The 20,527-nt window shown below is 66.4% G+C and carries 22 protein-coding genes; 13 read left to right on the plus strand and 9 right to left on the minus strand.

What is annotated here, in order from left to right; genetic code table 11:
• Positions 1-8 precede the first annotated feature (8 nt).
• From AC0L58_RS16380 to AC0L58_RS16390, 3 genes are all read left to right on the plus strand, one after another.
• Positions 9-422, plus strand: coding sequence for an MbcA/ParS/Xre antitoxin family protein (locus AC0L58_RS16380; RefSeq protein WP_473685305.1), 414 nt, complete (start codon positions 9-11; stop codon positions 420-422).
• 226 nt (positions 423-648) lie between these two features.
• Positions 649-1,338, plus strand: coding sequence for an RES family NAD+ phosphorylase (locus AC0L58_RS16385; protein ID WP_473685307.1), 690 nt, complete (start codon positions 649-651; stop codon positions 1,336-1,338).
• Positions 1,339-1,374: 36 nt separating this feature from the next.
• Complete coding sequence (locus tag AC0L58_RS16390; RefSeq protein WP_473685309.1) at positions 1,375-2,052, plus strand: SGNH/GDSL hydrolase family protein; 678 nt, start codon at positions 1,375-1,377, stop codon at positions 2,050-2,052.
• Positions 2,053-2,070: 18 nt separating this feature from the next.
• Here the strand turns inward: AC0L58_RS16390 and phhA are convergent, their stop codons facing one another.
• Positions 2,071-2,964, minus strand: a complete 894-nt coding sequence (gene phhA, locus AC0L58_RS16395; protein WP_473685310.1) for a phenylalanine 4-monooxygenase — start codon at positions 2,962-2,964, stop codon at positions 2,071-2,073.
• 138 nt (positions 2,965-3,102) lie between these two features.
• On the opposite strand from phhA, the gene AC0L58_RS16400 reads away from it, so the two are divergent.
• The 3 genes from AC0L58_RS16400 (at position 3,103) to AC0L58_RS16410 (ending at position 5,559) form a co-directional block, all read left to right on the plus strand.
• Positions 3,103-3,579, plus strand: coding sequence for an Lrp/AsnC family transcriptional regulator (locus AC0L58_RS16400; RefSeq protein ID WP_473685312.1), 477 nt, complete (start codon positions 3,103-3,105; stop codon positions 3,577-3,579).
• A gap of 67 nt (positions 3,580-3,646) precedes the next feature.
• Positions 3,647-4,447 (plus strand): lysophospholipid acyltransferase family protein, encoded by an 801-nt coding sequence (locus tag AC0L58_RS16405; protein WP_473685314.1) that lies wholly within the window; start codon positions 3,647-3,649, stop codon positions 4,445-4,447.
• Entirely contained in the window at positions 4,444-5,559 is a 1,116-nt protein-coding gene (locus AC0L58_RS16410; RefSeq protein WP_473685316.1) for a YheT family hydrolase, read from the plus strand. The genes AC0L58_RS16405 and AC0L58_RS16410 overlap by 4 nt, the downstream gene beginning before the upstream one ends.
• A 112-nt stretch (positions 5,560-5,671) precedes the next feature.
• Here AC0L58_RS16410 and AC0L58_RS16415 read toward each other — a convergent pair whose 3' ends face one another.
• From AC0L58_RS16415 to AC0L58_RS16430, 4 genes are all read right to left on the minus strand, one after another.
• Complete coding sequence (locus AC0L58_RS16415; RefSeq protein ID WP_473685318.1) at positions 5,672-6,286, minus strand: 2OG-Fe(II) oxygenase; 615 nt, start codon at positions 6,284-6,286, stop codon at positions 5,672-5,674.
• Positions 6,287-6,423: 137 nt separating this feature from the next.
• The gene (locus AC0L58_RS16420) at positions 6,424-6,645 is read right to left on the minus strand and encodes a DUF3820 family protein (RefSeq protein ID WP_473685320.1); all 222 of its coding nucleotides are present in this window, start codon (positions 6,643-6,645) and stop codon (positions 6,424-6,426) included.
• 8 nt (positions 6,646-6,653) lie between these two features.
• Positions 6,654-7,076 (minus strand): VOC family protein, encoded by a 423-nt coding sequence (locus tag AC0L58_RS16425; RefSeq protein WP_473685322.1) that lies wholly within the window; start codon positions 7,074-7,076, stop codon positions 6,654-6,656.
• 92 nt (positions 7,077-7,168) lie between these two features.
• Positions 7,169-8,644, minus strand: a complete 1,476-nt coding sequence (locus AC0L58_RS16430) for an AAA family ATPase (protein ID WP_473685324.1) — start codon at positions 8,642-8,644, stop codon at positions 7,169-7,171.
• A 101-nt stretch (positions 8,645-8,745) separates the two neighbouring features.
• Between AC0L58_RS16430 and AC0L58_RS16435 the strand changes: the two genes are divergently transcribed.
• The 7 genes from AC0L58_RS16435 (at position 8,746) to AC0L58_RS16465 (ending at position 13,306) form a co-directional block, all read left to right on the plus strand.
• A complete protein-coding gene (locus AC0L58_RS16435; protein ID WP_473685326.1) occupies positions 8,746-9,867 on the plus strand; it encodes a PQQ-dependent sugar dehydrogenase in 1,122 nt (373 codons plus the stop codon).
• Positions 9,868-9,949: 82 nt separating this feature from the next.
• The gene (locus AC0L58_RS16440; RefSeq protein ID WP_473685328.1) at positions 9,950-10,573 is read left to right on the plus strand and encodes a YbhB/YbcL family Raf kinase inhibitor-like protein; all 624 of its coding nucleotides are present in this window, start codon (positions 9,950-9,952) and stop codon (positions 10,571-10,573) included.
• A gap of 125 nt (positions 10,574-10,698) precedes the next feature.
• On the plus strand, positions 10,699-10,854 hold the full coding sequence (locus AC0L58_RS16445; protein WP_113728675.1) for a DUF1328 domain-containing protein: 156 nt from the start codon (positions 10,699-10,701) through the stop codon (positions 10,852-10,854).
• A 52-nt stretch (positions 10,855-10,906) separates the two neighbouring features.
• Positions 10,907-11,269 carry an ElaB/YgaM/YqjD family protein gene (locus AC0L58_RS16450; protein WP_473685331.1) on the plus strand — a complete coding sequence of 121 codons (363 nt, stop codon included), beginning with the start codon at positions 10,907-10,909 and terminating at the stop codon, positions 11,267-11,269.
• 23 nt (positions 11,270-11,292) lie between these two features.
• Positions 11,293-11,790: an ABC transporter ATP-binding protein gene (locus AC0L58_RS16455; protein ID WP_473685333.1), complete on the plus strand. Its 498-nt coding sequence runs from the start codon at positions 11,293-11,295 to the stop codon at positions 11,788-11,790.
• Positions 11,787-12,119, plus strand: a complete 333-nt coding sequence (locus tag AC0L58_RS16460; RefSeq protein WP_473685335.1) for a glycine zipper domain-containing protein — start codon at positions 11,787-11,789, stop codon at positions 12,117-12,119. Before AC0L58_RS16455 ends, AC0L58_RS16460 begins: the two co-directional genes overlap by 4 nt.
• Positions 12,116-13,306: an AI-2E family transporter gene (locus AC0L58_RS16465; protein ID WP_473685336.1), complete on the plus strand. Its 1,191-nt coding sequence runs from the start codon at positions 12,116-12,118 to the stop codon at positions 13,304-13,306. The genes AC0L58_RS16460 and AC0L58_RS16465 overlap by 4 nt, the downstream gene beginning before the upstream one ends.
• A gap of 330 nt (positions 13,307-13,636) precedes the next feature.
• Here AC0L58_RS16465 and AC0L58_RS16470 read toward each other — a convergent pair whose 3' ends face one another.
• From AC0L58_RS16470 to AC0L58_RS16485, 4 genes are all read right to left on the minus strand, one after another.
• Positions 13,637-14,371, minus strand: coding sequence for an SDR family NAD(P)-dependent oxidoreductase (locus AC0L58_RS16470; protein ID WP_473685338.1), 735 nt, complete (start codon positions 14,369-14,371; stop codon positions 13,637-13,639).
• Positions 14,368-15,795 (minus strand): efflux transporter outer membrane subunit, encoded by a 1,428-nt coding sequence (locus AC0L58_RS16475; protein ID WP_473685340.1) that lies wholly within the window; start codon positions 15,793-15,795, stop codon positions 14,368-14,370. The genes AC0L58_RS16470 and AC0L58_RS16475 overlap by 4 nt, the downstream gene beginning before the upstream one ends.
• A 152-nt stretch (positions 15,796-15,947) precedes the next feature.
• Complete coding sequence (locus tag AC0L58_RS16480) at positions 15,948-19,139, minus strand: efflux RND transporter permease subunit (RefSeq protein WP_473685342.1); 3,192 nt, start codon at positions 19,137-19,139, stop codon at positions 15,948-15,950.
• A gap of 128 nt (positions 19,140-19,267) precedes the next feature.
• On the minus strand, positions 19,268-20,515 hold the full coding sequence (locus tag AC0L58_RS16485; RefSeq protein WP_473685344.1) for an efflux RND transporter periplasmic adaptor subunit: 1,248 nt from the start codon (positions 20,513-20,515) through the stop codon (positions 19,268-19,270).
• Positions 20,516-20,527 lie beyond the last annotated feature (12 nt).

Raw genomic sequence — 20,527 nt, forward strand, 5'->3', positions numbered from 1 at the left:
ATCTTGCCATGAATGTCCACGCCAACCGTGTCCCAGAGATCTCGCCACGTCATACCGCGCCGACGGACGAGCTGGCGGGTCCCGCGTTGCGCACCTTCTTCCGCATCGCCGAGCAATGGAAGCTGCGCATCGCCGACCAGCGCAAGCTGCTCGGCGATCCGCCGGAGTCGACCTTCTACAAGTGGAAGCGCGAGCGCGAAGCGGCGCTCGGTCGCGACACGCTGGAGCGGATCAGCTACCTGCTCGGCATCTGGCAGGCCCTGCAAATCCTGTTTCCCGACCCGGAACAAGCCGATGCCTGGCTGCACAAGCCGAACACGGCGCCGTTGTTCGGCGGCCACTCGGCGCTGCAGCGCATGTTGTCAGGCAACGTCTCCGACCTGTATGTCGTGCGCCAGTATCTGGATGCGCAACGCGGATAAACGCCGCTGTGCCGCGCGTCGCGCTCAGCGAGACAGACAAGCCGCATGCTTTGCTCCTCCCCCAGCGCGCTAGAGACAAAAGGTCTGCGTGCACTGCTCCTCCCCCTGCTTGCAGGGGGAGGCTGGGAGGGGGTAAAGCTCTTGCTCTCACATCAGGAGCAACCCCTTCCCAACCCTCCCCTGCGAGCAGGGGGAGGGAGTTCACCCTGCTCGATCCGGGATCCCCATGCCGACCGACCTGCCGCCCGTCAAACGCATCCGCTGGAGCCAGGCCTACCGCATCGTGCCCAGTCGCTTCCCCACGGTCGGCGTGTACGACCGCGTCGCCGATCCGGCGGACCTGGAGGCCGTGTTTGCGCTGGAGGCGATGACCAATCCGCGCCTGCGCGAAGAGGCCGGTGCGCTGAAGCAGGTGCCGAAGGAGCGTCGCCTCAGCGGCCCGGGCTCGACCCCGGTGATGGCGGCGTTCACCCACCTCAATCCCGAGGGCAGTCGATTCTCCGACGGCAGCTGGGGCGTGTTCTACGCCGGGCACAGCGTGGCCACCGCGGTCGAGGAAACCGTCTACCACCGCGAGCGCTTTCTCGCTGCCACCAACGAACCCGCCTGCGAAATCCAGATGCGTTGCTACCGCACCCAGCTGGACAGCCGCCTGCATGACCTTCGCGGTGGCTGGCCAGCGGAACATGACCCGGACAGCTACGTGGCCAGTGTGGCGCTGGCGCGCAAGCTGCGCGACGCAGGTTCCAATGGCCTCGTGTTCGACAGTGCGCGCCACGTCGGCGGCGAATGCGTCGCGGCGTTCCAGCCGGACGTGGTGGCTCCCTGCACGCAGGCGCAGCATCTGATCTATCGCTGGGATGGTGCGCGCATCTTCCAGGTGCTGGAAGTGTCGGAACTGGCACGACCGGGTTAGGCTTGCCGCCACCACGGTTTGGCCAGGAGTCCATCGATGAAGCGAGTCCTGATTTTCCTGCTGTTCGTCACTTTGCCCGTGTTGGCATGGGGGCGTGACAACCATGAGAACAACCATGCCCAATGGAATGCCGCCATCGCCGCGTTCCAGGCGCAAGACCAGGCGAATCCACCTGCCAGGGGCGCGGTGTTATTCATCGGCAGCTCGTCAATCCGTTTCTGGAAGACGCTGGCCAGCGATTTCCCGGGTGTCAAAACCATCAACCGCGGCTTCGGTGGTTCGGAGATCGATGACGCCACGTTCTTCGCCGACCGCATCGTGGCGCCGTATCACCTGCGTGCGATCGTGATGTACGCCGGTGACAACGATCTGGCCGATGGCGACAGCCCGGCCCATGTGCGCGACGACTTCGCGTCCTTCGTGCGCAAGGCGCGCTCGCTCGATGCGGGCGTGCCGATCGCCTTCATCGCGATCAAGCCCAGCGTGGCGCGCCGCGCCTTGCTTCCGCAGATTCGCGAGGCGAATGAGATGATCCGCCAGTACGCAGCCGGCGAGCAGGGCGTGACCTATCTGGACGTGTTCACGCCGATGCTGGGCAAGAACGGCCAGCCGCAGGCGCAGTGGTTCATCGGCGACGGCCTGCACATGAACCGCGCGGGCTACGCGCTGTGGGTCAGCATCGTCAGGCCCTGGCTCAGGCAGGTGGCGAAGTAGGCAGGCCAGCGCCGTCCGTCAGGTATCGGCGCCAGTGGCCCAGCCCACGCGATCGCCGCGGGTGAACACGCGGTCGCCGTCCAGCACATCACCGGCGGCGTGCGCGGGCGACTCGTGCAGCCTGGCGTAGATCGGGGTGAAGTCCGGTCGCGTGGCCTCGAACAGCTGCTCGAAGTTCTCGATCACGAAATAGGTCTGCTGGTAGGTGTCGATCCGGTAGCGCGTGCTCATCACGCGCTCGATGTCGAAGCCGATGCGGTTGGGCGAGGGGGAATCCAGGCAGTAGATCGACTCGCCCTTGGAGCTGACGATGCCGGCGCCGTAGATGCGCATGCCCTCGTCGGTGTTCATCAGGCCGAACTCCACCGTGTACCAGTACAGGCGGGTCAGGTTCATCAGCGCCTCGGGGCCGATCTTGAACGCCTTCATGCCGCCGCGACCGTAGGCCTGCATGTAGTCGGCAAACACGGGGTTGAGCAGCAGCGGCACGTGGCCGAACATGTCGTGGAACAGGTCGGGCTCGCTCAGGTAATCGAGCTGGTCGGGCTTGCGGATCCACCAGCTCACCGGAAAACGCCGGTTGGCCAGGTGGTCGAAGAACACCTCGTCCGGCAGCAGCCCTTCCACCGCCACGATCTCCCAGTCGGTGGCAGTCTTGAGCACCTTGTTGAGCTCGCTGAACTTCGGGATGCCGCCATCGCCCAGGCCGAAGCGCTCCACACCTTCCAGGAACTCCTTGCAGGCGCGCCCGGGCAGCATTTCGCGCTGGCGCTTGAACAAAGTGTCCCACACCTCGTGCTCGGTCTTGCTGTAGCTGTCCCACGGCTGCTCGACCACGCCGGTGGCATAGACCGGCACGTAACCGCGATCGGTCTGCTGATGCTCGACTTTGCGGGGCGCGGTGTTTTCCATGGCGTACTCCGGACAGCATGAGGGGATCCCCACAGCTTAGGACCAATCTGTCGCACGAAGGTTGCTTTGTTGCATCAGCCAGGGCTTCGGTTGCACTATCATTGCGTACAATTGACCAACTCAAGAGGATCATTGCGCATGCCTACACTTGATCGTACCGACGCGCGCATCCTCGCCGTGCTGCAGGGCGAAGGTCGCATCAGCAATGCCGAGCTGGCCGAGCGGGTCAGCCTGTCGCCCTCGGCGTGTCTGCGCCGGCTGCAGCGGCTGGAATCGAGCGGCGTCATCACCGGCTACGCGGCGCAGGTCGATCCGCAGGCGGTGGGGCTGGGGCTGCAGGCCTTCGTGCGGGTGCAATTGGCCAAGCACGAGCATGCGGCGGTCGAGAGCTTCGTCGAGCGCGTCAACGGCTGGGACGAGGTCGTCGCCTGTCACGCGCTCACCGGTGACATGGACTATCTGCTGCACGTCTACGTGGCGGATCTGCAGGACTTCTCGCGCTTCCTGCTCGACCACCTGCTCAATGCCAGCGGCGTGGCCGACGTCAATTCCAGTTTCGTGCTGCGCACGGTCAAGCGCTCGCCGTCGTTGCCGCTGAGCCGGCTGGAGTCCTGAGCGTGCGCATCTTGTTCAGCGCGCGCACGGCCGCGCGGGCGTCGACTAACGCTAAACTAACCAACTGATGAGCATCGACACCGCCACTGTTGCCGAACGCGATCTGCTGCGCCCGTTGCGCTATTTGTGGCGGGTGCCGTTGCTGCTGGTCCACGCGGTGCTGGCGATCCTGCTGGCAGGGCTGGTGATGAGCTGGAACCGCGACGTCGTGATGCACGAGGGTCGCGAGCCGTGGCCACACCGCCTGGTCCGTTGGTGGTCGACCGGATTGATGTGGATTTTCGGTCTGCGCGCCGTGCGCGTGGGCCAGCCGCTGCCCGACCCGGTGCTGTTCGTGGCCAACCACACCTCCTGGATAGATATCGAGCTGTTGCACAGCCAGCGCGCCGCCTGTTTCGTGGCCAAGGCCGAAATCGCCGGCTGGCCACTGGTTGGCTGGCTGGCCGCGAACGGCGGCACCATTTTCCATCGGCGCGGCAGCAACCATTCACTGGCAGCGGTGATGCAGGTGATGGTCGAACGACTGCGCGCGGGCCGCTCGGTGGCGGTGTTCCCCGAAGGTGGCACCGGCCACAACGGCGAGCTCAAGGTATTTCACGCGCGCATTTTCCAGGCCGCGCTGGACGCCGAGGTACCGGTGCAGCCGGTGGCGCTGCGTTTCGTGCGCGACGGCAGGCGGGTGATCGATGCCGGCTTTCGTGAAGACGAGAATTTCGGCGCCAACTTCCTGCGCCTGCTGGGTGGGCCACCGATGGATGTCGAGGTGCACTTCCTGAGCGTGGTGCCGGTCAGCTCCGACGGGCGTCGACGCATGGCCGAGCAGGCACGCGAGCGCATCGCCAAGGCGCTGGCGGACCGACCGGCATGAATCTGCCCGACGGAAAGGATTTCCGCCCACCCTGGCCGCTGCGCAGCGGCCATATCCAGACCATGCTGTCCTCCAGCGGCGTACGTCGGCTGCTGCTGCCGCGTGCCGCAAAGACTGTACTCAACGGTGCCGAGCCGGTGGTGGTCGATGGTGGCGGCGGGGTGCGACTCACCGGCGCCTACACCGCGCAACAGGCGCGTTCAACGTCGCGCGGCCTGGCCGTGCTGTTCCACGGCTGGGAAGGCAGCGTCGATTCCACCTACGTGCTGCAGACCGGCAGCCGCCTGCTGGCCGACGGCTGGGACATCTTCCGGCTCAACTTCCGCGATCACGGCGACAGCCACGGCCTCAACGAGGCGCTGTTCCACTCCTGCCGCATCGACGAAGTGGTGCACGCGCTGGGCGACATCGCGGCGCGCTGGCCGACGCGGCCGATGGCGGTGGCCGGGTTTTCGCTGGGCGGCAATTTTGCCCTGCGCGCCGCGATGCAGACTTCGCGCGTGGGCATTCCGCTCAGCTATGTCCTGGCGGTGTGCCCGATCATCGATCCGGCGGTGGGGCTGTTCTCGCTGGAGGAGAGCGCGCCGTGGTTCTATCAGGCGTACTTCATGCGCAAGTGGCGTCATTCGCTGCTGCTCAAGCAGAAGGCGTTTCCGCAACACCAGTATTTCGAGATGTCGGAGCTGAAAAAACACCTGCGCGGCCTGACCGAGGCGCTGGTGCTGCGGCACACCGACTTCAAGTCGCTGCAGCAGTATCTGGACGGCTATTCGGTGGCTGGCGACGCGATGCAGGCGATGCAGATTCCGGCCACCATCCTCACCTCGAAAGACGATCCGGTGATTCCGGTCAGCAGCTTCGAGAAGCTGGAGCTGCCACCCAACATCGAGCTGGATCTGGCCAGCTACGGCGGGCACTGCGGCTTCATCCGCGACTGGGGCATGGTCAGCTACACCGACGATTACATCGCCGCGCGTTTCAACGCCCTCGCCGATGGCGTGCTGCCGATCCAGCCGGCGACGGCGGCCGGCACCCGGGTGGCGAGCGTGCCCGATGCAGCCCATGTGCTGCCGACCACGCCGCGCGAACCGGTCGAAGATTCGCACCCGTAAGCGGCCGGCGGTGCGTTCCCGCCGGGAAAGGCGGCGGGCACAGCCCGCCCTACGGGTAGCGGCACGAGGTGTAGGGCGGGCCCTGCCCGCCGGCTCTTCCGCTGACCCTGATTCATCGCCCGGCCGACGGGCGCTGCCGCAGCCAGCTGGCAATGCTCATGCGGTCGCGCGTGGCAGGCAGCACTTCGTGTTCGAAGCGTGCAGACAGGAACAGTAGCAAGCTGCCGGCCAGCGGGTAGATGTCGCGCGATGCGCCCTCATCCAGATACAGGCGCAACGCGCCACCGTCGGCCTCGCGCCAGTTCTCGTTGAGGTAGTACACGGCCGAGATCACCCGGGCGTCGCTGCCGCGCATCTGGTCGAGGTGCCGAGCGTAACCTGCGCCGGGCCGATACACGGCGTAGTGCGATTCGCATTCCACCATGTTCAGCATCAGCTCGCGGTTGAGCGCCACGCGCAGCGCGTCCATGCGATCGGTGAACATCTGCTGCGCTGCACTCATCGCGCCTTCGGCGAACCAGTGGGTGCTGTCACCGCGCAGGGGCGAGGCACTGCGAGTGGCGCCGGTACGTGCCGGCAGCAGCCGCTTCGCATCGTGCATGGCGGCGCACTCGGCGGCCAGCGCCCGCGTCTGCGCCGGCGCCAGCAGATCGGCAGATACGCACCACCCGTCAGTCGCCAGTGCGTCGGCCAAGGCCTGGAAATCGGGGGGAGTGGCGGTGCTCATCGGGCGCCCTGGAATGCACGAAACAGCGAAAAGGCCGATCCGATGCAGGCCGCCATGGCCGGCGCAGAAAGGGTTGCGGTGGCTCCCGCGGGCGCACATCGTACGCCGTCCGGGTCGCGCCGGCAGCATACGCTGAATCAGGAAATCCGATCCGGGCGCAGCGGGTCGAGCAGCGACGACAAACCGTTGTGGTCCAGTTCCAGCATCAGCGCCAGCAGCCGACCCAGTTCCCCGTTCGGGAAACCGCTACGCGCAAACCAGGCCAGGTAGCCGCCGGGCAGATCGGCGATCAAGCGTCCCTTGTATTTGCCATACGGCATGCGTGTGTTCACCAGCCTGGCGAGATCTTCCGCTTCCATGTCGGGCCCTACTTCGCGAACAGCCGGCCGCGATCCGCAAACGCCTTGAACTCCAGCGCGTTGCCGCTGGGATCGAGCAGGAACATCGTGGCCTGCTCGCCCGGCTGCCCCGCAAAACGCACATGCGGCTCGATCACGAAACGGATGCCGGCGGCACGCAGGCGATCGGCCAGCGCGTGCCACTCCTCCATCCCCAGCACCAGCCCGAAGTGCCGCACCGGCACGGGGTCGCCGTCGACATCGTGCGCGCTGGCGGCACGTACTTCCGCCGGTGCCAGGTGCGCCACGATCTGGTGACCGCGGAAGTCGAAGTCGACCCAATCTTCGCTGGAGCGCCCCTCGGGGCAGCCGAGCAGGTCGCCGTAGAACGCACGGGCGTCGGCCAGCGAGGTGACCGGGAAGGCAAGATGGAACGGCGGCAGGTTGGACATGGCGGTTCACTCATGGCTTGCAACAAGAATCAGCACGATACGCGCCCGCCTTCCGCAGCTCGACGAAGCGGAAACACGGCTGGCGATGAGCCTCAGTCGGCCGCCACGCAGCGTCCCTGCGCCCACGTCCGCAGCGCTTGCACTTGTTCGCGCATCAGCACCGACAGCGGTCGGGTCTGTTTCAACGCGTTGATCAGCGCCGCCTGGTCCGGCGGGGCGCCATTGCTGGCGGCGTCGTACAGCGCGCTGACGATGGTCTGTTCGATCTCGGCGCCAGAAAAGCCCTCGCTGGCGGCGGCCAGCGCGGGCAGGTCGAAGTTGGCCGGATCGAGTTGGCGACGCTGCAGATGCAAGGCGAAGATCTCCCCGCGCACGGATTCGCCCGGCAGGTCGACGAAGAAGATCTCGTCGAAACGACCCTTGCGCAGCAGTTCGGCGGGCAGCTCCTGCACCGCGTTGGCGGTGGCCACGGTGAATACCTTGGCCTTGCGCTCGGCCATCCAGGTCAGCAGGTAGCCGAGTACCCGGCGCGACACGCCGCCGTCATCGCCGCCGCCCGCCAGACCCTTCTCGATCTCGTCGATCCACAGCACGCACGGCGCCAGCAGCTCGGTGCTGGCCAGCGCTTCGCGCAGGTTCTTTTCCGTTTCGCCCTGGTATTTGTTGTACAGCGTGCCGAAATCCAGTCGCACCAGCGGCACGCCGAAGCCGCCCGCGATTGCCTTGGCCGCCAGGCTCTTGCCGCAGCCCTGCACGCCCAGCAGCAACACGCCCTTGGGCGGATCGAGCATCGGCGTGGCTTCGGGCGAGAGAAAGACCGTGCGACGACGCTGCACCCATTCGCGCACCCGGCTGACGCCGGCGATGTCGGCGAAACTGGCGGTGGCGTATTCGTAGTGCAGCAGGCCGGAACGGTTGAGCAGGTCGAACTTGGACTGCATCAGCACCGGCAGATCGTTGGCGGTGAGGGCGCCATCGGCATAAATCAGCTTGCGCACGATCCGCCGCGCGTCCGGTGCCGACAATCCCAGCAGGTTGCGCACGATGGTGCGCGCGGCGTCGTTGTCGACCTCGATCCGGCGGCCCTGCTCGCGCTGCCACCCGGCCGCCTCGCCGCGCAGGATGCCGGCCAGCTCCTTGATGTCCGGCAACGACAGCGGCACGCGCAAGGCCAGTGCTTCCAGCCCCTCGGGCAGCTCGATCTTCGCGCCCACCAGCACGATCGTGTGCGCCGCCGAACGCTGCCGCTGCACGATCTCGCGCAGCTGGCGACGGCTCATCGCGTAGCCCAGCAGCGGGTGGAAATCGAACATCAGGTAGATGCCCGGCTCGCCTTGCGCGCGGATCGCGTCCAGCGTGGCGGTCGCATCCGGCGCCACCGGGTCATCGCCCTGCGAGAAATCGAGGCGGCTCAAACCATCGGTCAAAGTCCAGCGCCACAGCGGGCGAAGCGCCTGCGAAATCACGTGGCGAAAGCACTCGATCACGCGTTGTTCGTCCACCGTTTCGATCACCAGCAACGGCGTGGCCGCACGGACCAGTGTGGTGAGGTCGTCCAGTTCGCTCATGCAACTCCCCTGTGAGGAGGGCAAGTCTACCGGGCCGCACTGCTTCTGGCTTCACATCGTCCGGTATACATTGGGCGTTCGTTGACGAGGGAGCTTCGCTCATGCGCGCGCTGCTGTCATTGCTGTTGGCGGTCCTGTCGCTGCCGCTGTTCGCGGCACCCCAACTGGACCGGTTGACCCTGCCCAGGGGTTTTCACATCGCCGTGTATTCGGATCAGGTGCCCAAGGCCCGCGAGATCGCCTTGGGCACCCACGGCACGGTGTTCGTCGGTTCCAGCGGGGCCGGCAAGGTCTACGCCCTCACCGACAGCAACGGTGACGGCGTGGCCGAGCGGGTGCGCGTGGTCGCCAGCGGCTTGCGCAACCCGATCGGCGTGGCCTTCCACGACGGCGATCTGTATGTCTCGGCGATCAGCAGCATCTTCGTGCTGCGCGACATCGAACAGCATCTGGATGCGCCGCCCAAGCCCGAGCTGGTCACCGACAAACTACCCGGCGAGGGCCATCACGGCGGTCGCTTCCTCGCCTTCGGTCCCGACGGCAAGCTGTATGTGCCGATCGGCGCGCCGTGCAATATCTGCGACCCCGGCCCGCGCTACGCCAAGCTGATGCGCATGAATCCGGATGGCAGCGAGTGGCAGGACGTGGCCACCGGCATTCGCAACACGGTCGGCTTCGACTGGCAGCCCGGCACCGGCCGGTTGTGGTTCACCGACAACGGTCGCGACATGATGGGCGACGACATCCCCAGTGACGAGTTGAACGAGATCACCCGCCCTGGCCAGAACTTCGGCTATCCGTATTGCCATCAGGGTGACATCGCCGATCCGGAGTTCGGCCAGGGTCATCCGTGCAAGAACTACACCCCGCCGGTGCTGAAACTCGGCGCCCACGTGGCATCGCTGGGCATGCGTTTCTACCAGGGCAAGCAATTCCCGGCCAGCTACCGCGGTGCGATCCTGATCGCCGAACATGGCTCGTGGAACCGCACGAAGAAGTCGGGCTACCGCGTGATGACCGTTCGGCTGGACGGCAACAAGGTGTTGTCATACGAACCGTTGATCACCGGCTTCCAGCAGGACGAGAGCGCCTGGGGCCGCCCGGTCGACGTGCAGCCGATGCCCGATGGCAGTGTGCTGGTCAGTGATGATCTGGCGGGGGCGATCTACCGGGTGACGTATGGGAACGGGGAATCGGGAATCGGGAGTGGTCGGAGGCCGTAACCTGGCGGGGCCGCTGTGCATGCCGTTCCCATTCCCGATTACCGATCCCCATTCCCGTTCTCACCATCAGCAGGAGATAGTCATGCAGCTACGTAGCGACAATTTCGAGAACGGCCAGCGGATTCCGGCGACCTTCGCCTTCGGCAAGGTGGCTGACCCGTTTGCGCTGTCGGACAACCACAGCCCGCACCTGGCCTGGAAGGATGCGCCGCCGGCCACGCGCTCGTTCGTGCTCACCTGCATCGACCCCGATGTGCCGAGCAAGGGTGACGACGTGAACCAGCAAGGCCGCATCGTGCCGGCGGATTTGCCGCGGGTGGAGTTCGTGCACTGGCTGATGGCCAACATCCCGGCCGAGTGCGGCGAACTGGCCGCAGGCGCGTGCAGCGATGAGGTCACCCCGCGCGGCAAGCGTGATCCGTTCGGGCCGCCCGGCAGCGTGCAGGGCGTCAACGATTTCACCGGCTGGTTCAGCGGCGATGACGACATGGGCGGCGAATATCTGGGCTATGACGGCCCCTGCCCGCCGTGGAACGATGCATTGCTGCATCACTATCACTTCAAGCTGTACGCACTCGATGTCGCCGAACTGCCCTTGGTCAAGGGCTTTTCGCGCGAACAGCTGCAGGCGGCGATGGCTGGCCACGTAGTGGCCGAGGCCGCGCTCATCGGCACCTACAGCCTGAACAGCGGAATGAAGGGCTGAACGAACGTGGTCGGCGCGTGCAGGGCGGCAGCGCCACCCTTCACGCCCGCGTGGCGTCCGATATGGGTGAATGACGTACACGACGACCGCCGGAGCGGCGTCATTTCCCCAAAGAGGATGTCCTCATGCTTCACTACGCACTGGTTTTCCTGGTCATTGCGATCATTGCCGCCGTTCTGGGATTTGGTGGCATCGCCGGCGCTGCTGCTGGTATTGCGAAGATCCTGTTTGTCATCTTCCTGATTCTGGCCATCATCGCGTTCTTCCGCCGCGCCAGATAGGCAGCAAGCGGCCACCCCATTTGCCCAAGCACGATCCTTTCCGGAGCAGGTAATGAACAAGCAAGTCCCCACCACAGAACCCACCGTCGACAGCCGCATCGATGAGCGGGCCGAGCGCGTCAAACAGGCCACGTCCAACGCAGTGGCCAGCACCAAGGAAAAGGTGGATCACGCGGCCGACCGTGTCGAGGAAGGCCTGCACCACGCCACCGACAAGACCGCCGGCGCAGCGCACAAGGCGGCCGACAAGGCTGCCGAGGTCAGCGAGCGCAGCCGCGCCGCGTATGAGCAGACGCGCGAACGCGCCGACGAATGGCTGGAACAGGCACGCGACTACGTGCGCGAGAAGCCGGTGCAGTCGGTCGCCATCGCATTGGGCGCCGGCTGGTTGCTTGGCCGTATCCTGCGGCGTTGAGCCAGCCGATCAGGGGACAGCCCATGCACAACGAGGGTGAACCCACCCCCGGGGCGGCGCCGGCATCGGCGCCGCCTCCGTCTGGCTTGCTGCATGAAATCAGCCAGTTGAGTCATGCGATCAAGCGCCTGTTTGGTGCGCAGATCGACCTGCTCGCGGCGGAATTGGGGCTGGCGCGCAGCGCCATCTCCTGGATATTCCTGGCGGGGCTCGCCGCGACCGTGGCCGGAGTCGGCTTCGGTCTTACCGTGCTTGGTTTGATCGGTGTGTTGCTGGTGAAATGGCTGGGCTCGTGGGTGTGGGCGTTGCTGGTGCTGGCGCTGTTGCAGCTGGTGTTTCTGGTCGGGGCGATCGTGCTGTTTCGACGCTGCATGCACTGGATGAGCCTGCCCGCGACGCGCGCCGAATGGAGTGCGATGATGCACGACAGCGCACGCAAGGTCGAAACCGGGATGGCGGAAGGGTCGGTCGAGGATTCGCCCGCCCATGATGACAGGTCGACCGGTGAGGAGCGGGGATGAGCGTATTCAAGCAATTGACCAGGGTGCGCATCGCGCAATCGCGCATGGCGCTGGCCCGCCGACAAGTGGGCGAGCCCGCCAGTGCGCTGCTCGCGCGCGGGCGCGAGCACCCGTTGGCCACGGTCGGCATCGCCGCCGGCGCGGGCTTCGCGCTGGGCAGTCTCGATGTGCGGCCGTCACGGGTGCCCGGCATGACGTCGTTGCTCAGTGGTGGCGTGGCAGCGGTCATGGCGCACGGCTCGCAATGGTTGACCGAGCTGGCCGCGCTGGGCATCGTGGCACGCGCCGCCGATGCCGGCAGCACAACCTCTGATGACGATGTGACATGAGTGAGCCGGAGTCGCCGCCACCCTCGTCGGACGACGATATCCGCGACATGACCGCGGCTGCCCTGCGGGCCCGCCAAGCTGCTGATCCTTTGCTGGTGGACAATCTGCCGCGGCCACTGGCGCGTCGATTGCACAGTGCCCGCGGCACCCGGCGGCATCTTCGCGCGATCCGCATCCTGCTCAACGGCATGCTGCTGCTGGCCTTGCTGTATACCGTAACCTTGACCCGCGCCCTGCTGATTCCGCTGGTGCTGGCGGCGTTCATCGGCCTGGCGCTGAACCCGATCGTCGCCACCGGAGCGCGATTCCGCCTGCCGCGCTGGCTCACCGCGATCGTGTTGATGATCGGGCTGGTGGTGGGGATCGGGGCAGGGGTCGGTGCGCTGGCCCAGCCAGCGATGGGCTGGTTTCACGGCGCGCCGTCGGCCATTCGCAGCTTCGTGCCCAAGTTCCGCAGCGTGACGAAACCGCTGGAGGCCGCCAACCGCGCGACCCAGACCCTGGTCACCGGCAGTTCGCGCACGGTGAAACCGCAGCCGCCTGCCTTCACGATTACCGCATGGGACGTGGTCTCCACCGCGCCAAAGATCCTGGCCGCGGTGCTCAGCGTGCTGCTGCTGGTGTTCTTCTTCCTGATCTATGGCGACACCATGCTGCGAAGACTGGTCGAACTCACCCCCAGCTTTGCCTACAAGCGCCATGCGGTAAGCATCGTGCGCAGCTTCCAGGTCGAAGTATCGCGCTACCTGCTCACCGCGCTGCTGATCAACGCCAGCCTGGGCGCAATCACGGCCGGCATGCTGTGGCTGTACAAGGTGCCCGACGCCATGTTGTGGGGCGCGGTGGCGATGTTCGCCAACTTCATTCCCTACGTCGGGGCGATCTTCACCACGGCGGTCTTGGCTTTCGTATCGATGCTGTACGCGAAAACTGCCGACTTCGGCGTATTCCTGCCCGCGTTGACCTTCGCCGGCATCACCATCATCGAAGGCAACCTGATCACCCCGCTGATCCAGGGCCGCAGCATGCGCCTGAGTCCCATCGCGATCCTGCTGTGGCTGCTGGTATGGGGCTGGCTGTGGGGCATCCCCGGCGCGCTGCTGGCCGTACCGATGCTGACCTGTACCAAGCTGATCTGCGAGCGGGTGCGTGGTTGGGAGTGGTTTGCGTTGATCGTGTCACGCTAGCGGGCTGGTCCGTAGGGCGGGCTCCGCCCGCCGGCTCTTCGACGAGTCGCGAGACCATGAGCAGCCCCCGTCCGCTCGGGAAACTCTGGAGGCGTTCGGCATGGCATTGAGCGAAAATGTATTCGCGCTCGCTGGCGGTGTTTGCAGGATGGCTCGTGCACCGTCGTCCCCGCGGCGTGCGTTGCAACCATCGAAGGGCCGGCCAAGCGGGATTTCGCACCGTAGGGCGGGCACTGTCCGCACGCTCGTGCCAGTCGTCGCGCAAAAGCCGGCGGGCTGAGCCCGCCCTACGGTGCTCGCAAATCGCCCGCCGGTGGGCTTCAGTTCGCTTCACCAGGGGATCGCTTCGCCGTCGCGAAAGAAGCGGCCCGTGGGCGCCGGCACGGGCAGGCTGGCGGCCCACACCACGCCAGCGGCGCCGACGCTGACCGGCCGCCCGCCGGGGCCGCCGAGTTCGGTGGCGATCCAGCCCGGACATACCGCATTGACCGCGATGCCGCTGCCTTCCAGCTCCGCTGCCAGCGTACGGGTGTAAGCGTTGAGCGCCGATTTGGAGGTGCGATAGGCCACGCAGGCGCTACCGTTCGCGGTGCTGGCGCCGCAGCCGCTGGAGACGTTGACGATGCGGCCGTAACGGTGTCGGCACATCAGCGGCAACATCGCGCTGCTCAGGCGCCAGGTGCCGAACAGATGGGTCTGCATCGCGGCAAGCGCCGGCGTGATGTCGCTGTCGCTGGCCAGCGCATCGTGGTCGTAATGACCGCCGGCGTTGTTGACGAGTACGTCGAGGCGACCGTAAGTCACCTCGATCCAGCGCGCCAGCGTGTCGACCTGATCCTGGCGGGTGACATCGAGCTGCACCGCGATCACTTCGCCGGGCGCGCCGGTCAGCTGGCGCGCTGCGTGCAGGCCTTTGTCCAGGTCGCGCGCGCCAAGCAGCACGGTGATGCCGTATTCGCTGAGCTGGCGCGCCACCTCGAAACCGAGGCCACGGTTGGCGCCGCTGACCAGGGCCACGCGGTAGACCGGCGTGGTTACCGGCAAGTGGCGGGCCGCGCGGTTCATGGTGCGTCGGGCCGGGCCACGGCGCTGCAATGTTCGTCGCCGCAGGCCTGCCAGCCGCCGCCGAGCGCTTTGTACAGGGCCACGGCGCGAGTGTTGATCGCCGCCTCGGCCTGGGCCAGGTCGTCCTCGGCGGCGAGCTGGGTGCGTTCGGCGTCGAGCAGTTCGAGGAAGCCGGTGGCGCCCTCCTGGTAGCGGACGCGGGCGAGGTCGGCGGCGCGCTTGCTCTGCGTGCCCTGCTCGATCAGGCGATCGACGCGGATGCGCTGCTGGTTGAAGCCGGTGACCGCATTGTCGATGTCCTCGATCGCCTCCAGCACGCTGCGCCGATAGTTCGCCTCGGCGGCGTCGGCGCGGGCATCGCTGGCGTGCAGGTTGGCGCGAACGCGCTGCACGTTGAGGCCGGCCCAGTGGATGCCGGGCAGCAACGACCACGCTCGCGTGGCCGGGCTGCCGAAGTCGTTGCTGCGCCCGGACAAGAAACCGAGGAAACCACCCAACGAGATGCGCGGGAAGAAATCCGCCTTGGCCACGCCGATGCGCGCGGTGGCCGCGGCGTATTCGCGTTCGGCCATCTGGACGTCCGGACGACGCGACAGCACGTCACCAGCGTCGCCGATGGGCAGGCTCACGGCAATCGGGGTGGCATGCCGCGGCGACAGGTCGATCTCCAGCTCGCCCGGCCGCGCACCCAGCAGCACCGCAAGGCGGTTCTCGCCGGCGTCGAGCCGGGTCTGCAGCTGCGGCAGTTGCGCCTGCACCGCGGCGAGACGCGCCCGCGCACTGGCCACATCCTGTTCCGAGCCGGTGCCGACCTGCTGACGCACCTCCGTGAGGTGCACGGTCTGGCGCAGGTTGTCGATGTCGCGACGGGTGATATCCAGTCGTTGCTGGTTGCCGCGCAGTGCGAAGTAGTTGCGCGCCACTTCGGCCAGCAGGCTGACCTGGGCACCGCGCAGCGCCGCCTCGTTGGCACCGAGGTCGGCACCGGCCGCCTCCACCGAGCGGCGTACGCCGCCGAACAGGTCCAGCTCCCACGAGGCGTCGAAGCCGGCGCGATAGGTGGTCGTGGTGCTGCGCTGGTCGCTGAAACCGGGTTGTTGACCACGGCTGCGCTGGTAGCTTGCGCTGGTATCGATGGTTGGCAGGTAATCGGACCTGGCGCCGCTGAGCAATGCGCGTGATTCACGCAGTCGTGCCACTGCGATGCGCAGGTCGAGGTTGTTTGCCGCCGCATGCCCGATCAACGCGTCCAGCACGGGGTCGTTGAACTGCTTCCACCACGCGGCCTGGAACGATGCATTGGTTTCCCCAGCGGCGTCCAATGTCAGCTGCGGCGCGGCGGGCTTCCCGGCGTGGTAATCCGGGCCGACCGTGACGCACCCGGCCAGCGCGAGCGCCGCGACCAGCAGGGAATACCGGAGCATGCCCTTCGCACCAGCCAACATCGTGCGACCCGGCGTAGGGCGGGCTCTGCCCGCCGTTGTCCCGCGGTCGCGGTCCCTGCGGGTGCGGCGGGTGGTGCCCGCCCTGCGGGGTTCTTGCGCGGGAAATGCGGACGTTGTCGTGAGGATTTGCATCAGTGATTCTCCAGCGCCGGCAGCGCATGCGCCGCGGCGCGTTCGGTCGCGCGCGCCTCGCGGCGTTCGACCAGGGCGCGGATCAGAACATAGAACAGCGGCGTGTAGATCAGCCCGAAGATGGTCACGCCGAGCATGCCGGCGAACACCGCCACGCCCATCGCGTGGCGCATCTCGGCGCCGGCGCCATGCGAGGTGACCAGCGGCACCACGCCCATGATGAAGGCGATCGAGGTCATCAGGATCGGGCGCAGACGCAGGCGGGCCGCTTCCAGCACTGCTTCGTAGCGGGGCACGCCTTCCAGTTGCAGCTCGCGGGCGAACTCCACGATCAGGATCGCGTTCTTGCACGCCAGCCCCACCAGCACGATCAGGCCGATCTGGGTGAAGATGTTGTTGTCGCCACCGCTGAGCCACACCCCGGCGATCGCGGACAGCAGCACCATCGGCACGATCAGGATCACCGCCAGCGGCAAGGACCAGCTCTCGTACAGCGACGACAGCACCAGGAACACCAGCAGCACGCACAGCGGGAACACCAGGATCGCGGTGTTGCCGGCGAGGATCTGCTGGTAGGTCAGCTCGGTCCATTCGAAGCTCATGCCATTGGGGAGATTGTCCTTCGCCAGCTGCTCCATCGCCGCTTGGGCCTGGCCGGAGCTGAAGCCCGCTGCGGGTCCGCCGTTGATTTCGGCGGTCGGGTAGCCGTTGTAGTGCTGCACGCGATCCGGGCCGGCGCCGTGTTTCACGGTGACGAACGACCCCAGTGGCACCATCTGGCCCTGGGCATTGCGCGTCTTCAGCTGCGTGATGTCCTGCGGCGTGTGGCGGAACGCAGGGTCGGCGGAAACATTGACCTGGTAGGTGCGACCGAAGCGGTTGAAGTCGTTGACGTAGAGCGAGCCCATGTAGGCCTGCATGGTCTGGTAGACATCGCCCAGGTTCACGCCTTCCGCCTTGGCCTTCTCGCGGTTCACGTCGACATCGACCTGCGGCACGGCCACCTGGAAACTGGAGAACAGTCCGGCCAGAGCCGGATCTTTCCGGCTGGCGGCGATCAGGTTCTGGGTCTGCTGGTACAGCTCGTCGAAACCGCGGTCGCCGCGATCCTCGATCTGCATGCGAAAGCCGCCGATCGTGCCCAGTCCCATGACCGGTGGCGGCGGAAACACCGCAATGTAGGCGTCCTGGATCGCACCGAACTTCTGGTTCAGCGCGCCGGCGATGGCACCGGCCGAAAGATCCGCGCTGCGCCGTTCCTCGAACGGCTTCAGCGTGACGAACACGATCCCGGAGTTGCTCGAGTTGGTGAAGCCATTGATCGACAAGCCAGGGAACGCGACGGCATGCTCCACGCCCGGCTGTTTCAACGCGATCGCGCTCATCCGCTCGATCACGCTCTCGGAACGATCCAGCGAGGCCGCGTCCGGCAGCTGCGCGAACGCCACCAGGTACTGCTTGTCCTGCCCGGGCACGAAGCCGGTGGGCACATGCGAGAAGCCGAACCAGGTCAGCGCGATCAGGCCGGCGTACAGCACCAGCGCCAGCTTGCCCTTGCCGACCACCCGCCTGACCCCGCCGACATAACGTTCGGAGCCGCGATGGAACAGCTTGTTGAACGGACGGAACAGCCAGCCGAAGGCGCGATCGATGCCACGGGTGAGGCGATCCTTCGGCGCGTCGTGCGGCTTGAGCAGCACCGCCGCCAGGGCCGGGCTCAGGCTCAGCGAGTTGAACGCGGAGATCACCGTGGAAATCGCGATGGTCAGCGCGAACTGGCGATAGAACTGGCCGGTCAGGCCGCTGACGAAGGCGGTGGGGATGAATACCGCGCACAGCACCAGCGCGGTCGCCACGATCGGCCCGGTGACCTCGCGCATCGCCTGGCGCGTGGCCTCCTTCGGCGACTGGCCCAGTTCGATGTGTCGCTCCACGTTTTCCACCACCACGATCGCGTCGTCGACCACGATGCCGATCGCCAGCACCAGCCCGAACAGGCTCAGCGCATTCAGCGAGAAGCCGGCCAGGTACATGATCGCGAACGTGCCGATCAGTGACACCGGCACCGCCACCAGCGGGATGATGGAGGCGCGCCAGGTCTGCAGGAACAGGATCACCACCAGCACCACCAGCAATATCGCTTCCAGCAGCGTATGCGCCACCGCCTCGATCGAGCCGCGCACGAACACGGTGGGGTCATAGACGATCGAGTAGTCGACACCCTGCGGGAAGTCCTTCTTCAGCTGCGCCATGGTGGCGCGCACTTCGTCGGAGATCTGGATCGCGTTGGAACCCGGGCGCGCGAAAATCGGCAACGCCACCGCCGGCTTGTTGTCGAGCAGGCTGCGCAGCGCGTAGTTGTTCGATCCCAGGTCGACCCTGGCGACGTCGTCGAGATGGACAACGCCGCCGTTGGCGTCGGTGCGCACGATGATGTTGCGGAAATCATCCTCGCTGATCAGTCGGCCACGGGTATTGATGTTGAGCTGGAACGCGTTGTTGGTCGGCCCGGGCGGCGCATTCAGCGCCCCGGCGGCGACCTGCACGTTCTGCTCGCGGATCGCCTTGATCACGTCGCCGGTGGTCAGGCCGCGCTGGGCCAGCTTCTGCGGGTCCAGCCACACGCGCATCGAGTATTCGCCCGCGCCGAAGATCTGCACGTCGCCGACGCCGTCGAGCCGGCCCAGCACATCCTTCACATGCAGCCGTGCGTAGTTCGACAGGTACAGCATGTCGTAGCGCTGGTTGGGCGAAGTCAGGTGCACCACCATGGTGAGGTCGGGCGAACTCTTCTGCGTGGTCACGCCGAGCCGCTGCACTTCCTCGGGCAGCTTCGGCAGTGCCTGCGCCACGCGGTTCTGCACGTCGACCTGGGCGGTGTCGAGATCAGTGCCCAGCGCGAAGGTCACGGTCAGGGTCAGGGAACCGTCGCTGGTGGCCTGCGAGGAGCTGTACAGCATGCCCTCGGCACCGTTGATCTGCTCTTCCAGCGGGGTGGCCACGGTTTGCGCGATCACCTTGGGGTTCGCGCCGGGATAGCTGGCGTGCACCACCACCGTCGGCGGCACCACCTCGGGGTACTCGCTGATCGGCAGCTGGAACACCGCGAGCGAGCCGGTGATCACGAACAGCAGCGACAGCACGGCGGCCATGATCGGCCGGTCAACGAAGAATTGGGCAATGTTTTTCATGCAATGAATCCTCGCGAGGCTTCTGCGAAGCCCCGGTTCTCATGGCTCGTCATCCCGACGAAAGCCGGGATGACGGCTTGGGTAGTCGGGTAGTTCTTCCCTGTGTGGGCGTTACCCCAAGGCCTTCCTCAGCCTTGCGGCTCGTGTGCCGTCGTGGTCTTGGTCTGCGCGGTGCGGGTGTCATCGGCGGTGGGCGTCTTGCCCCGCTCGACCAGTGCCTTGTCCGCACTGTCGAGCCGGTAGCTCATGGCCACCTTCTGCGGATTGACCTCCACGCCGGGGCGCACGCGCTGCAGGCCGTTCACCACCACCAGATCGCTCGGCCGCACTCCGCCGTCGATCACGCGCAAGCCGTGAAACAGCGGGCCGGTGTCGACCTTGCGGTATTGCACCTTGTGCTGCTTGTCGACCACATAGACGAACTGGTTGCCCAGATCGGTGCCGATCGCGCGGTCGTCCACCAGCACCCGCGGCCGGGCGGGGCCGCTCTGCAGCTGCACGCGGGCGTACAGGCCGGGCGTGTACAGTCCGTCGGCGTTGTCGAACACGGCGCGCAGGCGGATCGTGCCGGAGCCACTGTGCAACTGGTTGTCGACGAAGTCGAGACGGCCATGGTGCGGATGGCCTGACTCGTCGGCCAGACCCATCGACGCTTCGATGCGCGCGCCGTGACCAGCCTGCTTCGCCTCGGCGCGCAGATGGTCGAGCTTGAGCCAGGTCTGCTCGTCCACGTTGAAGTAGACGTACACCGGATTGACCGAGACCACACTGGTCAGCACATCGTTGCTGGTCACCAGGTTGCCGGGGGTGACCCGGGCGTTGCTGACGCGACCATCGATCGGCGAGCGCACGATGGTGAAATCCAGCTTCAGGCGGGCCGCGGACAGGGCGGCGGTGGCGGCGCCGAATCGGGCGCGCGCACTCTGCGCGGCGGTCTCCTGCCGATCCGCTTCCTGCTTGGCGATGGCATGCTGGGCCAGCAGCATCTCGGCGCGACGCTGGTTGGTGTCCGCGAGATCAAGTTCGGCCCTGGCCTGCGCCTGATTGGCGGCCAGGCGATCCACTTCGGCCTGATAGGGGCGCGCGTCGAGCCGGAACAACACGTCGCCCTTGTGCACCAGTGCGCCTTCGCGGAACCGCACTGATTCCACGAAGCCGTCGACTCGTGGCCGCACCTGCACCGTGTTGACCGCTTCGACCCGACCGGTGAACTCGGCGCTGTCGCTGACCTTGCGACTCAACGCCTGCGCCACGGTGACCTCTGGCGGCGCGTTGGTGGCTGCCGTTTGTGCGTGGCCATCACTGCCGTGCAGAAGTACCCAACTGCCCAGTGCAGCGGCGGCGATCAAGGGAACCAGCACCCATTGCTTTTTCATGTCGCGCTCCAA

The organism is Rhodanobacter sp. G2-10, assembly GCF_055809185.1.

Bases quoted from the DNA above. Each gene is read 5' to 3' on its own strand.
- AC0L58_RS16380 (WP_473685305.1), top strand. From the start codon at position 9: ATGAATGTCCACGCCAACCGTGTCCCAGAGATCTCGCCACGTCATACC.
- AC0L58_RS16385 (WP_473685307.1), top strand. From the start codon at position 649: ATGCCGACCGACCTGCCGCCCGTCAAACGCATCCGCTGGAGCCAGGCC.
- AC0L58_RS16390 (WP_473685309.1), top strand. From the start codon at position 1,375: ATGAAGCGAGTCCTGATTTTCCTGCTGTTCGTCACTTTGCCCGTGTTG.
- phhA (WP_473685310.1), bottom strand. From the start codon at position 2,964: ATGGAAAACACCGCGCCCCGCAAAGTCGAGCATCAGCAGACCGATCGC.
- AC0L58_RS16400 (WP_473685312.1), top strand. From the start codon at position 3,103: ATGCCTACACTTGATCGTACCGACGCGCGCATCCTCGCCGTGCTGCAG.
- AC0L58_RS16405 (WP_473685314.1), top strand. From the start codon at position 3,647: ATGAGCATCGACACCGCCACTGTTGCCGAACGCGATCTGCTGCGCCCG.
- AC0L58_RS16410 (WP_473685316.1), top strand. From the start codon at position 4,444: ATGAATCTGCCCGACGGAAAGGATTTCCGCCCACCCTGGCCGCTGCGC.
- AC0L58_RS16415 (WP_473685318.1), bottom strand. From the start codon at position 6,286: ATGAGCACCGCCACTCCCCCCGATTTCCAGGCCTTGGCCGACGCACTG.
- AC0L58_RS16420 (WP_473685320.1), bottom strand. From the start codon at position 6,645: ATGGAAGCGGAAGATCTCGCCAGGCTGGTGAACACACGCATGCCGTAT.
- AC0L58_RS16425 (WP_473685322.1), bottom strand. From the start codon at position 7,076: ATGTCCAACCTGCCGCCGTTCCATCTTGCCTTCCCGGTCACCTCGCTG.
- AC0L58_RS16430 (WP_473685324.1), bottom strand. From the start codon at position 8,644: ATGAGCGAACTGGACGACCTCACCACACTGGTCCGTGCGGCCACGCCG.
- AC0L58_RS16435 (WP_473685326.1), top strand. From the start codon at position 8,746: ATGCGCGCGCTGCTGTCATTGCTGTTGGCGGTCCTGTCGCTGCCGCTG.
- AC0L58_RS16440 (WP_473685328.1), top strand. From the start codon at position 9,950: ATGCAGCTACGTAGCGACAATTTCGAGAACGGCCAGCGGATTCCGGCG.
- AC0L58_RS16445 (WP_113728675.1), top strand. From the start codon at position 10,699: ATGCTTCACTACGCACTGGTTTTCCTGGTCATTGCGATCATTGCCGCC.
- AC0L58_RS16450 (WP_473685331.1), top strand. From the start codon at position 10,907: ATGAACAAGCAAGTCCCCACCACAGAACCCACCGTCGACAGCCGCATC.
- AC0L58_RS16455 (WP_473685333.1), top strand. From the start codon at position 11,293: ATGCACAACGAGGGTGAACCCACCCCCGGGGCGGCGCCGGCATCGGCG.
- AC0L58_RS16460 (WP_473685335.1), top strand. From the start codon at position 11,787: ATGAGCGTATTCAAGCAATTGACCAGGGTGCGCATCGCGCAATCGCGC.
- AC0L58_RS16465 (WP_473685336.1), top strand. From the start codon at position 12,116: ATGAGTGAGCCGGAGTCGCCGCCACCCTCGTCGGACGACGATATCCGC.
- AC0L58_RS16470 (WP_473685338.1), bottom strand. From the start codon at position 14,371: ATGAACCGCGCGGCCCGCCACTTGCCGGTAACCACGCCGGTCTACCGC.
- AC0L58_RS16475 (WP_473685340.1), bottom strand. From the start codon at position 15,795: ATGCTCCGGTATTCCCTGCTGGTCGCGGCGCTCGCGCTGGCCGGGTGC.
- AC0L58_RS16480 (WP_473685342.1), bottom strand. From the start codon at position 19,139: ATGAAAAACATTGCCCAATTCTTCGTTGACCGGCCGATCATGGCCGCC.
- AC0L58_RS16485 (WP_473685344.1), bottom strand. From the start codon at position 20,515: ATGAAAAAGCAATGGGTGCTGGTTCCCTTGATCGCCGCCGCTGCACTG.